Origin of the sequence: Psychrobacter sp. Ps1, from assembly GCF_022129425.1 — a bacterium.
In the GTDB taxonomy this organism is placed as follows: Bacteria; Pseudomonadota; Gammaproteobacteria; order Pseudomonadales; family Moraxellaceae; genus Psychrobacter.
Window position 1 is genome coordinate 1 of sequence record NZ_JADQAN010000017.1, and the last position, 12,433, is coordinate 12,433.

Genomic DNA, 12,433 nt, shown 5'->3' on the forward strand with positions numbered 1-12,433 from the left:
CCGATTGTACCGACGTTGACGTGTGGCTTGTTACGTTCAAACTTGGCCTTTGCCATGGGTATTTCCTCTTTTTTTGGTGAATGATCAATAAAAAGCTGTTTAATGGCTCATAATAGAATTAAATCATCATAAACCTAGCTATCAACCGCACGAACCACTGCTTAAACAATGCTCCGAACTAATTCTTGTATCCGTTATTATACGCTGACTTTTCTTAAATAGTCATACATCTCTCAATCGAAATCAACTTCTCTCTAACCAGTAGATATAAAGATCGATTGATTATAACCTTTCTTATAACCGTACAATTATCTTGATATGCAAGGTCGCGATATTAGCTGACCGACATCATCAAACAATCCGTAAAATCCGTTAACATATGGAACAGCAATCCAATTCCAATGATATTAAAAGGCTTACGAAGAAAGAGTAAAACAAAATACACTAGCATCGCATAATAAGTATGTAACGGATGAAAATCAATGCTACATCTATTTGCCTGAAATATTGGGTTTGCTACCAGATGATCTATATCAACCAACATGGTCGCAAGCAAAATCAGATATGCTTTTTTCCACTCTTTTCTAAAAAACGCAATCGCGATAAAAAGAGGAAAACCAAAGTGCAAAAAATAATGTATTAATGTCTGCATACTGACCTATTAGTTTTAGTCTTCTCTATATAAGACCATCAAAACCAATATTTATTAATATACTGACAGCACTAAAAGGCAACACCTCAGTGTCACCTTTGAATCATTGTCTACCGCACTACTGTTATATATTTCAATATTCTATAATTTCGATATCGACGCAAAGTTATATAAATAGCAAAACAAGCATAAAAGGTATAAACAATAAATGGAGCTCATATCGAGAATTGAACTCGAGACCTCTCCCTTACCAAGGGAGTGCTCTACCGCTGAGCTATATGAGCGTATATTGAAACCTTTGAGTTGCACTAAAAAAAATATCACGATGCAGCAATAATTACTGACTCTCGTGATGATTTATTGTTATGCTTTGCGATGGTGTATATATGGAGCGGGTGGCGGGAATCGAACCCGCGTCATTAGCTTGGAAGGCTAAGGTGTTACCATTATACCACACCCGCATTTACTCTTATTCAGGATAACTATAATCGAGAGTTATGAGATATAGAGAGTATGCTTGGCGCTATGACAAACTTTAGAAAATATGGTGGTGGGGGAAGGATTCGAACCTTCGAAGCTTTCGCGACAGATTTACAGTCTGTTGGGTTTGACCGCTCCCCAACCCCACCTTAGGTTGCTTTGAACAAAAATGACTTACATTTAAGACAAATTCATAAAAAGCTACTTTAAGAGAGATGGTGCCGACTGCCGGGATCGAACTGGCGACCTACTGATTACAAGTCAGTTGCTCTACCAACTGAGCTAAGTCGGCTTGTTCTCTTAAAGTGGTGGCTATTCTATCAAATTTTTTGAGATGCGCAAGTACTTTTTCATCTTTTTTTAAATTAATTTGATATAAATATTTAAGTTACTGATTAAGCTAGTTTTTTTATAAATAAAAATATGACGATAAATTGGCTTTTTACTTGCAGCCTTTATTTTTGCCATATCACTAGCTCTTTAATTAGCGAATACGCAAGCCATTACAGGCCATTTCTACCGCTTTTATTAATGCCAATGCTTTTTTATTGGTTTCATCCCATTCTTTTTCTGGAACAGAATCAGCAACAACCCCTGCTCCGGCTTGAATATGTATCTCACCACGGCGCATCACCGCAGTACGGATAGCAATGGCCGTGTCCATATTACCATTCCAACCTAGATAACCAACTGAACCACCAAATACTGTTCGACGTACTGGTTCTATCTCATCGATAATTTGCATAGCGCGGATTTTGGGTGTGCCCGATAGCGTCCCAGCTGGGAAAGTGGCACAAAACACATCTAGTGCATCTTTGTCAGCTCGTATCGTACCCTCAACATTAGATGCGATATGCATCACTTGTGAGTAGCGCTCTATAAACATCTTTTCTGTGACTTTAACACTGCCATATTCGCAAACGCGGCCAAGATCATTGCGACCCAAATCAATGAGCATCAAATGCTCCGCTGTTTCTTTCTCATCATTTAGCAGCTCTTGCTCAAGCGCGAGGTCTTCAGCCTTATCTCGGCCACGTTGCCGTGTCCCTGCTAGCGGCCTTACCGTCACCTTGCCATTTTCGATACGGGATAGGATTTCAGGAGAAGCACCGATAATATCAAAGCGTTTGTGATCATCGAGTGTATAGCCATGCACCAAGAACAGATAAGGCGACGGATTAAGGTAGCGAAGCGCACGATAGACGGCTAGAGAGTCGCCTGTATAGTCCGCTGTCAATCGCTGCGCTGGCACTACCTGCATGACGTCACCTGCGGCAATGTAATCCTTTATTTTATTGACATCGCTACAGTATTTTTCGGCACCTGTTTGCGATATAAATTTAGGCGTAGGCATTACAGGTGCGCGCAAGTTAGACGGTTCTGCTAGCTTTTCTTCGATTTGTTCTAGCTCGCGAATAGCTGAACTGTAGCCATCCTCAGACTGGCAATCAGCATAGACGATGATTGATAGCGTATTCTCTAAATTATCAAATACAATAATGCTCATCGAAAGCATCAGCCACATATCTGGCATCGACATTGGGTTGGCCGCATCAGATAAGCCGACACTTGGCTCAATAACACGTACCATATCGTAGCCAAAGTAACCGACTAGACCGCCACTAAAGCTCGGCATCGTCGGCACATCTTCAGCGGTTGGCATATGATATTGCGCCATCAGCTCACGTAGGTAATCAAAGGGATTCTCTACTGACTCTGTATCAATATGATCGTTTCGTTTGGTCGTCATATTGCCATCAGCGTACTGTAAAATCAGATCGCTACCCAATCCAATCATGGAGTATCGCGCCCAGCGCTCACCGCCTACCACAGACTCAAACAGATAGGCAGAGCCGTTTAGATCACGTACTTTGGAGAATACAGATACGGGAGTCTGCGCATCCATCAGACGTTTTTTTACTAGTGGTGCGTGACTAAAGCCTCTATCTCTAAAAGCTTGGTATTCTTCAAAAGTCATCATAATAGCGCTCTCTTAGCACCTTATAGGCAATAATAAAACTATAAGCTGCTCTATAAAATATAGCGCCAATATTCGCTAAAATATCGACGCTATAATGAGTCATTTGTTTAAAAAACGGTAAGCACAACAAGGCTCTCTATCAAAAATTACGACAAAGACCTAGTATAGATTTGAATTATGCACCGCCCATATTAAACAACCATAAGGCCAAACCGATAATTAGAATGGTCACAAATACCCATATAAACCAGCCACCGCTTGCTTTTTTCTCTACATGACCTGCATGGGCAGGGTTGCTGATTTCTTGATCCATCGCATTATTGCCTTCGGTACCAAGATCACGCGGCTGCCCTAAATTAGCCGTGCCTGAAAACTGTGCACTAGCTGCTTGTTTGGCTTTTAAAACTTCAGGGTCAGCTTCTTCTTGTAACTCTGTTTTTGTCGTTTTATCGTGTTCGTCTTGGACTGCTGGCTCTTCATGCATTACTGGCTCCTCATGCACTGCCGGCTGCTCTTCTACCACTGGCGCGCTATCAGCAGATATTGTCTGTGGTGGCTCTGTAGTCGTCACAGCCTCTGTTTCAGTTGCCGTTGGTACAGATGCGTCAGCTACTACTTCTGTAGCAACTGGCGTTTCTTCTACTGGCGTAGGCGATGCTACATCCGCGTCAGACAGTACTTCATCAATCCCTGTTTCTTTGACAACTGGCTCTGCAGAAACGGCTTCCTCGGTAGCTAGCTCTTCAAAAGCCGGTTCTTCAAAAGCCGGCTCTTCACCAATTGGTTCTTCAACAACTGATTCAACAGTTTCGTGCGTAGAAGTTACTGAGTCTTCGGTCATATCTGAGCCGGCATCTACAGGTAAAGGCTCTACAGGTACAGTATCATCTGTAGCAGGTAACATTTCTTCGATGCCAGTTTCTTTGACCACTGGCTCATTGCCTGTTTGCTCTATGATCGGCTCTTCTTCAATTAAAGCTTCTTTGCTCGCACTTTCTTCAAGAATGCTTTCTTCAACTATTTGCTCTTCAGTCATAGGCTCACTAGGAGGAGTTTCTAGCACGGTAGTTGTGTCAGCATTCTCATGTGTACCTGCTACTGGCTCGTCTGTGGTCACTGGCGCTAGTGCCTCACTCTCTGTCATTGCAGGTGCAGTAGATGCCTGTACTTGAAAGCTAAAGCTTGCAAAGCCAAGCGTATCATCTGCTTTTAGATGACTAGATTCATTGCCTGCAATACGTTGCTCATTGATAAACGTGCCGTTAGAAGAATCTAAGTCCTTCACATACAACTGACCATCTAATACACTGAGCACTGCATGGTTGCGAGAAACCTGCTTACTACCTAGCACTACGTCGTTATCACTACCACGACCTATAGATAAGCTATCACTAACTGTCAGTGTCAGGTCACCTAGCGCTTCCGTCAATGCATTTAGCTGCCAAGTTGTACTTGCTGCCGTATTCATACTTTCTGTCTCGTTTGTCATGTTATAACTCCTTATTTTTCTATTGAATATCCAATGATGCTAAAAATAATAACTCTAAAATATTACTGCCAATTGATGATAAGTATTGTCGCTATTTCTTTAATAATAGTTGCCTAGCACGGTTGATTAAGTACTTTCCTCAGACACCATACAGTATTTACTTTGGTATAAAGTGAGGTTTTACAACTTCATCAAGCTTGCTATAGGGGATATTAAGGACAGGCATACCGTAAGCATATGGGCCGATAGAATAATGCTGATACCGAATGCTAACGCCTTTATCAGTCAAGGTCACATTATCGCTTAACGTAAATGGCCAGTTTTTCTCATAACTATTCACGTCTTCGGCAACCGTTTTAACCCACACTTTATATGCATCATAGGCAAGTGCCTCAAAACGAGGTTTTTGCCCTGAGATAAGCATGTCGTCAAGCATGACTTGCTTCTTGGTACTTGGGTCAAATACTAGATACTCGCTATAAGGCATGCCGTGTGCACCGCCGGTATAGATATAAGAGCTAATCTCAAACAGTTCAAAGTCATCGACATGACCTAGATAATTGGGCGCTACCATCAGATTATAACCCCACGACACATCATCAGGCATATCTCGAAATTGTGAGCTCACAAAGTTATCAAGAGCAGCCGTAACTTCTTTTTCGCTGCTTTCACCCTTGATAGGTGCTGACTCTGTCATCTGACTATTGACGACTAAGTTATCGATACGGGCATTGGCAATCTCATCTATCCAGTTTTGACTACTTTTGAGATATTTAATTTCAATCTCTGGACAGTTATCACGCTTGTCACATGTCTCTTGTATATTACTGGGTAGTTGATACGGTAGATATTCAGTGCTACTAAGAAAGCTTCCTGCATTTACCGACATACTAACGGCACTTAATAATAGGCTGCCAGTCAACATAGCAATTGAACGTCTCTGGCTTACCTTTATCGAAAATAGATCAGCCGATATAGATTTATCATCAGTTTGAGTCGTAGTGTGCATATGTCCTCTTTTATAAATATAAAATGTTGTTTATCATTCTACCGTAACAATTGCACTGTATTGTAGGAACACTGTTTGTGTTTTTAAGGTTCTGTTGACAATTAAATGCTTATCTCCTCGCATTTATCACATAAATAACAGACAATAAAAAAGACACGGCTAGCGTGTCTTAATCAATGAACAATATAGAGATATAAATAAATTTAATGTTCGCGAGTGCTACTAAAAGTCACTTCTGGATAACGATCTTGCATCAATTGTAAGTTGACCCGTGATGGCGCAAGATAAGTCAGATAACCACCACCATCGATTGATAACTGGTCATGGGCTTTTTTCTTGAACTTTGCCAAAGCCACGTCATCATCGCAATGAATCCAGCGTACCGTAGCTATCGATACTGGCTCAAAGGTACATTGAACTTTGTACTCTTCTTTGAGACGATGGGCGACCACTTCAAACTGTAGGACACCGACCGCACCCAAAACCAAATCATTATTAATCTGCGGCATAAAGACCTGCGTTGCGCCCTCTTCACTTAATTGTTGAAGACCTTTTTGCAGAGCTTTTGATTTAAGCGGATCTTTTAGTACCACACGGCGGAACAATTCAGGAGCAAAATGCGGAATACCGATAAAGCTTAACTCTTCGCCTTCAGTGAAGCTGTCACCGATGGAGATGGTGCCATGGTTATGCAAACCAATGATATCACCCGGATAGGCTTCTTCTAGCGCCTCGCGGTCACCTGCTAAAAAGGTCAGCGCATCAGCAATACGTACGTCTTTACCCAGACGCACATGTTTCATTTTCATGCCCTTCTCGTACTTACCAGAGCACACTCGCAAGAACGCAATACGGTCACGGTGACGCGGATCCATATTGGCCTGAATCTTAAAGACGAAGCCTGTAAAATCTGTCTCGGTGGCTGATACTTCACGCTCAGTCGTTGGATGAGCTTTTGGCGGCGGTGCATACTTGACTAAGGTATCAAGTACCATGTTTACCCCAAAGTTACCCAATGCCGTGCCAAACAATACTGGCGTCATCTCGCCAGCCAAAAATGCGTCAACACTGAACTCTTCTAACGCCATCTGTACCAGCTCAAGCGACTCTTCGAAAGCGTCAAACATCAACTGTCCTAGACGCTCACGGATATCTGGATAATCGTAGCCTTCTCGGGTCTCAGAGACCGTCATCTTGCCGCCATTACCTTTTTCATAAAAGTAAGTTTTATTTTCAGTCAAATGATAGACACCGATGAAGTCTTGACCCATACCGATAGGCCAAGTCACTGGGATACATTTGATTTTTAGAACGGCTTCGATTTCGCTAAGCAACTCAAGCGGCTCACGAATCTGACGATCTAGCTTGTTGACGAATGAGATGATAGGCGTATCGCGCATACGACATACTTCCATCAGCTTGATGGTTCGTTCTTCCACACCTTTTGCACCATCGACCATCATCAGCGCACTATCCACTGCAGTCAAAGTACGATAAGTATCTTCACTAAAGTCGGCGTGACCTGGGGTATCTAGTAGGTTGACCATATGGTCTTTATACGGAAACTGCATGACAGACGTCGTAATCGAGATACCACGCTCTTGCTCCATGCTCATCCAATCTGAGGTTGCATGACGATCTGTCTTACGGCCTTTTACTTCGCCCACTACCTGAATCGCTTGACCCCACAACAGGAGTTTTTCGGTCATGGTGGTCTTACCAGCATCGGGATGCGAGATAATGGCAAAGGTGCGGCGCTTAGCAACTTCTTTGTTTAATTTCTTTGGATCTACGCTCATAATTTTCAGCTTCAACAGTTATGTGATTTAGAAATGACTCTAAATAAATAGAATAGATAATGAGCGTATTGTAGCGGATTTAGCATCAGGGTGCAGAATTAGCGTATAAAAAAACACGCTCCGTTATTTAAACAAAGCGTGTTTTTGGGCTTTTAAATTGCGATCATCCTGCTTGAGTAGCACGACTAATAGCCATCAATTCATCTCAGTAGTAGCGTTCTATTTGCTCAGCTAAGAAGTCGCCAGCCACCTCATTGACGATTGTACAATCGACTACGTCAAAACGACTGTCCGTATTCGGGTCAGTACTACCTTTGGCGACATAATTTGCCTCATAAATATCCTTCCCATATTCAACACCACTATATTCATAGGCAGGTTGATTTTTATATTCAAAGAACATCACTTGCGCCGCTTTTAGTTTACTCCCTTTGCCAACGTCAAACTCAGACAGTCTATAATCTCTATCATCACTAAAGCGTCGTTCGGCAGCCTCGATCCATTCACTTAATGACGAGTATCCTGTCTTATTTTTGTCGTTGAATGCCCAAAATGATTGCTCGCTTGTCACGACTGGAATGTAACAAACGGAGCCTTCAGGGAAAGCAACATTGGATGGAATTTCTGAGTAGTTGCTCAAATCGGTGAGAATACCGCGGCGTTCTTCGATATTCGTGCCCGTGCTATAACTGCGGGTCGTTAAGCCCGACAAGTCCAGTGTTTGATAGGTGGTTTGATAGTCCAGTTTGTTATTACTGTTTTTTTCATAGATAGGGCGTTTGACCGTGCGACCATTGACTCCGATGTCTTTGTTTTCGAGTCGACCTTCGAAATCATCTGCCAGTACCGTTCTGTCTAAATCATTTAGGCTCTGGTTGCTATAACTGTTGATGAGATTGGTAGTTTTGATGTTGCGTGCGCCTGTGCGATAGGTTTCATCGATGCGTGCAATAGCGGTATCGTTGGCCTTACTATCGTAACTATTGGCAAAGCTCGTCAACGTAATATTGTCGCTGTCAGAATCATAACTGCCGTCATCTACTTCGCAGCCTATCAAAGCAAGCATTGTCCAGAAGAAAACACCAGATATCGCAACCACTCTATTCATCGAACAATGTCCTTATGATTTAGATTTTTTATCACCCAATTTGATGATATTAATATGACCAACCACATGGCTTTGGTCATTTTGTTTACTAGCACCAGCAGGTATTGCTACTGTAGAGAGCTCCAAAAGCCATATTTACAAACTTGTCGTAAATATTTACTACCGACTCACTGAGCTGTTTTAATGATTTGTTATCCTAGGTTGCATATTTAGATTCACTATTCAAATCCAAAAACCAAAACAAAGGATATGTTATGAAAACTTTGTATTCAACCAAAGCGACTGTTACTGGCGGCCGGGCAGGTTCAGCAAGCTTAAGTGACAATGACCTGACTATAAACATGGTACCACCAGGCTCTGGAAAAGAGGGCAATAACCCAGAACAACTATTTGCCATGGGATACAGTGCCTGCTTTGATGGCGCCCTTGCAGCTGTTAAGCAAATGGAAAAAGCAAAGTTTGATTCAACCACTTCAATTGAAGTAGATTTGCTTCAAGGCGAAGGCCATGACTATAAACTGGCTGCTAAAATTCATGTCATTGGTGAAAATACAGAATTGTCAGCTGACGAGTTTCAACAGTTGGTCGAAAAAGCGCATGAAGTATGCCCATATTCGAAAGCAACCAGCGGTAACATCGATGTCGAAGTCTCTTCAGAAGTAAGATAACGCATTCAAAGATTTCTTATCAACTATTTAATAACAAATAGTTGATAGTCATCAGACATTAAAAGAACTCAGTTTATCTGGGTTCTTTTTTTGTTTTTACCAATTCATTTGTCTCGGAAATAGCATATCGAAAACTCAGTGTAGATTTCAATAAAAAAGAACACGATAGAACATCTCGTAACGGTTAAGCAGTTCGGCACACGATGATTTTATCGTTATAATAAGCGTATATATTTTTATCTAATAGCTGATAAGTGACTTTTATGACTGATGACATAGCTGACAATACCACCGATAACGACCACAACTCTCACCAAGCGCTTGACCCCAAAGCACTACCGAACTTCGATACCATGCCTAATGTGGCGCTGATGGATACCAGTCATGTAGACAAAGATCAGCCACCTTTTATTTTGGTTGATGGCTCCTATTATCTGTTCCGCACTTATCACGCCTTGCCAAAAACCATGCAAAACTCGCAGGGTCTAATCACCAATGCGATACGCGGTACACTCAACGCACTACTAAAGCTGATGCGTCGCTATCATCCTACTCACATGGCTGTTTGCTTCGATACCAAATCACCGACTTTTCGCCATCATATGTCTGCTGATTACAAGGCCGCTCGTCCACCCATCGATATCGAGCTAGTAGAGCAAATTCCTTATATTCATCGTTTGGTCACTGCATTAGGTATTCCACTGTTGCGTATTGAAGGTGCAGAAGCCGATGATATCATTGGTACACTTGCCCATCGCGCTGTCGAGCAAGGTCATCACGTGGTCATCTCGACGGGTGATAAAGACATGATGCAGCTGGTTAATGACTGCGTAATACTAGAAGACAGCTTTACGGGCAAAGTCACGGATACGCCAGCAGTAATCGATAAGTTTGGTATCAATCCAAATCAAATGATCGATTTCTTAACGCTAATGGGTGATGCCTCTGATGGTATCAAAGGCGTACCTGGTATCGGTAAAAAGACCGCTAAAGACCTACTCGTTGAGTATGGTGATATCGAAAACATGCTCAAGCACATTGGCTTTATCAAAGGTCGCGGGGCGAAAGGTCTAATTGAACACGCCGACGATATTCCTTTTAATCGAAAGCTGGCTACCATCGTCACTAACTTAGCAATCGGTCAAGATTGGAATGACCTAAAAATCAATACCGATCCTTGTGCGCATATAGATGAATTGCGCGACTTATATAATGAGCTTGAGTTTAGAAATGAGCTGGCATCACTCGATCACCCAAATCACCCTGCCAATGGCTCTAAAAGTGTTGCTGATAGCCAAGCCAATACTGAGTCACAGGCACAGGTGGCAAAATCTCTCCAATCCACCAATACCGACAACATCAAAGACAGTACTAACCATGATAAAGCGTGGCACACTGTACTCGATGAGCCAGCGTTTGATAGCTTGGTCGAATTGTTAGAAGCTGCTCCGCACTTTGTCATTGATACCGAAACCACTAGCGTTCATTGGCGTGACGCACAAATCGTCGGTTTATCTTTCGCATTGCAAGCACACGAAGCCTATTACATTCCACTTACGCATAGCCTAGAAGGTGATGAGCTAATAGCCAAGCAACTTGATCGTGATACGGTATTAGCTCGCTTAAAACCTGTACTAGAAAATCCAAATATCGGTAAAATCGGTCAGCATCTAAAGTATGACGCGCACATTCTCGCTCACTATGATATCGATCTAGTCGGTGCCATACATGAGCAGCCAAATAACTGGGCAATGGATACGATGCTTGCCAGCTATGTCATCAATGCGGCAGCCACTCGCCACGGTATGGATGATTTGGCACGTCATTATTTGCAAACGCAAACCATCAGCTTTGAAGATGTAGCAGGTAAAGGCGCTAAGCAAGTTACCTTTGACCAAGTGGCCATCGATATCGCGAGCGACTATGCGTGTGAAGATGCCGATATCACCTATCAATTATTTGACGTGTTCAGCGTTGAGCTAGCTAACGATGCCAATAATGCCAAATTACTACACGAGCTAGAAATTCCAACGGCAGAGATACTTTGCCAAATGGAAGCGCATGGTATTTTGATTAAACGCTCCTTCTTAAACGAGCTGTCAAAACGCTTTGATGAAGAAATTATCGCCCTAGAGAAGCGCGCCTATGAAGTAGCAGGTGAAGAGTTTAACTTAGGCTCTCCTAAGCAGCTTGGTGAGATGCTGTTTGAAAAGCTAGGCGTGGCTGGTGGCAAAAAAACCAAGTCTGGTCAATACTCGACTGGTGAGGCGGTACTCTCAAAAATCGATCATCCATTGGTCGATATTACACTAGAGTATCGCGGACTGTCCAAGCTTAAGAGCACTTATACCGACGCACTCGATAATGTCGCAGATAGCGAAACCGATCGTGTACATACTAGCTACCATCAGGCATTAACGAGCACTGGGCGTTTGTCATCGACAGATCCTAACTTACAAAATATCCCAATTCGTACTGCGACTGGTCGCCTCATTCGTCAAGCTTTTATCGCACCAGAAGGCCGCGTGATTCTCGCAGCGGATTATTCACAAATTGAATTGCGTTTAATGGCGCATTTTTCAGGTGATAAAAACCTAACTCATGCCTTTAACGAAGGGTTAGATATTCACGCGGCCACTGCTGCCGAAGTGCTTGGTAAGGATGTCGCAGACGTCACTTCAACCGAACGTCGTAATGCTAAAGCCATTAACTTTGGTTTGCTATATGGTATGAGTGCCTTCGGACTTGCCAAGCAGCTACAGATGAGCCGCGGCGAGGCACAAGACTATATCGATATGTACTTTGAGCGTTATCCAGGCGTCAAAAACTATATGATCAATACTCGTGCCAGCGCCTATGAACAAGGCTATGTCGAGACGATATTGGGCCGTAAGCTCTATACGCCTGATATCAATCATAGCAACCGTATGGTCAAGCAAGGTGCTGAGCGCGCGGCGATTAACGCGCCACTACAAGGCTCTGCTGCTGATCTAATCAAACTTGCTATGATTGCCGTTGATAAAGTACTGCCAAAAGAGCAAGCTAAAATGCTGCTACAGGTTCACGATGAATTGGTGTTTGAAGTAGATGCCGATAAAGTAGACGAAGTTAGCCAGCTAATTACTAATGCTATGCAAGATGTATTGACGACTACAGCAGTAGAAAAAGGCTGGAATGTAGACTTTGCAGTACCTTTATTAGTCGAGACTGATAGCGGTCAAAACTGGGATGAGGCACACTAATCATT

At 42.7% G+C, this 12,433-nt stretch carries 8 protein-coding genes and 4 tRNA genes; 2 read left to right on the top strand and 10 right to left on the bottom strand.

All coding sequences use genetic code 11. The features are described 5' to 3' along the window. Positions 1–334: 334 nt before the first annotated feature. The 10 genes from I3249_RS09520 to I3249_RS09565 all read right to left on the bottom strand — a co-directional run bounded on the left by I3249_RS09520 (position 335) and on the right by I3249_RS09565 (position 8,518). Positions 335–652, bottom strand: a complete 318-nt coding sequence (locus tag I3249_RS09520; RefSeq protein ID WP_238069759.1) for a DUF6122 family protein — start codon at positions 650–652, stop codon at positions 335–337. A gap of 209 nt (positions 653–861) precedes the next feature. Beyond that, positions 862–936: transfer RNA gene (locus I3249_RS09525), tRNA-Thr, on the bottom strand. 103 nt (positions 937–1,039) lie between these two features. After that, positions 1,040–1,113: transfer RNA gene (locus tag I3249_RS09530), tRNA-Gly, on the bottom strand. A gap of 84 nt (positions 1,114–1,197) precedes the next feature. After that, a tRNA-Tyr gene (locus I3249_RS09535) sits at positions 1,198–1,281 on the bottom strand. 67 nt (positions 1,282–1,348) lie between these two features. Next, positions 1,349–1,424 (bottom strand) — tRNA-Thr (locus I3249_RS09540). 192 nt (positions 1,425–1,616) lie between these two features. Next, positions 1,617–3,113 carry an anthranilate synthase component I gene (trpE, locus tag I3249_RS09545; RefSeq protein ID WP_238069760.1) on the bottom strand — a complete coding sequence of 499 codons (1,497 nt, stop codon included), beginning with the start codon at positions 3,111–3,113 and terminating at the stop codon, positions 1,617–1,619. 175 nt (positions 3,114–3,288) lie between these two features. Next, complete coding sequence (locus I3249_RS09550; protein ID WP_238069761.1) at positions 3,289–4,602, bottom strand: FHA domain-containing protein; 1,314 nt, start codon at positions 4,600–4,602, stop codon at positions 3,289–3,291. Positions 4,603–4,759: 157 nt separating this feature from the next. After that, positions 4,760–5,611 (bottom strand): RsiV family protein, encoded by an 852-nt coding sequence (locus tag I3249_RS09555; protein ID WP_238069762.1) that lies wholly within the window; start codon positions 5,609–5,611, stop codon positions 4,760–4,762. A gap of 203 nt (positions 5,612–5,814) precedes the next feature. Next, positions 5,815–7,410 (bottom strand): peptide chain release factor 3, encoded by a 1,596-nt coding sequence (locus tag I3249_RS09560; protein WP_238069763.1) that lies wholly within the window; start codon positions 7,408–7,410, stop codon positions 5,815–5,817. Positions 7,411–7,615: 205 nt separating this feature from the next. After that, the gene (locus I3249_RS09565; RefSeq protein WP_238069764.1) at positions 7,616–8,518 is read right to left on the bottom strand and encodes a hypothetical protein; all 903 of its coding nucleotides are present in this window, start codon (positions 8,516–8,518) and stop codon (positions 7,616–7,618) included. A gap of 254 nt (positions 8,519–8,772) precedes the next feature. Here I3249_RS09565 and I3249_RS09570 point away from each other — a divergent pair, with 254 nt between their 5' ends. Together I3249_RS09570 and polA are read left to right on the top strand one after the other, a co-directional pair. Further along, complete coding sequence (locus tag I3249_RS09570) at positions 8,773–9,186, top strand: organic hydroperoxide resistance protein (protein ID WP_238069766.1); 414 nt, start codon at positions 8,773–8,775, stop codon at positions 9,184–9,186. 263 nt (positions 9,187–9,449) lie between these two features. After that, on the top strand, positions 9,450–12,428 hold the full coding sequence (polA, locus tag I3249_RS09575; RefSeq protein ID WP_238069768.1) for a DNA polymerase I: 2,979 nt from the start codon (positions 9,450–9,452) through the stop codon (positions 12,426–12,428). Positions 12,429–12,433: the final 5 nt, after the last annotated feature.

Coding starts and splice junctions, on each gene's coding strand:
- I3249_RS09555 (WP_238069762.1), bottom strand. CDS start 5,611: ATGCACACTACGACTCAAACTGATGATAAATCTATATCGGCTGATCTA.
- I3249_RS09565 (WP_238069764.1), bottom strand. CDS start 8,518: ATGAATAGAGTGGTTGCGATATCTGGTGTTTTCTTCTGGACAATGCTT.
- I3249_RS09560 (WP_238069763.1), bottom strand. CDS start 7,410: ATGAGCGTAGATCCAAAGAAATTAAACAAAGAAGTTGCTAAGCGCCGC.
- I3249_RS09520 (WP_238069759.1), bottom strand. CDS start 652: ATGCAGACATTAATACATTATTTTTTGCACTTTGGTTTTCCTCTTTTT.
- trpE (WP_238069760.1), bottom strand. CDS start 3,113: ATGATGACTTTTGAAGAATACCAAGCTTTTAGAGATAGAGGCTTTAGT.
- I3249_RS09570 (WP_238069766.1), top strand. CDS start 8,773: ATGAAAACTTTGTATTCAACCAAAGCGACTGTTACTGGCGGCCGGGCA.
- I3249_RS09550 (WP_238069761.1), bottom strand. CDS start 4,602: ATGACAAACGAGACAGAAAGTATGAATACGGCAGCAAGTACAACTTGG.
- polA (WP_238069768.1), top strand. CDS start 9,450: ATGACTGATGACATAGCTGACAATACCACCGATAACGACCACAACTCT.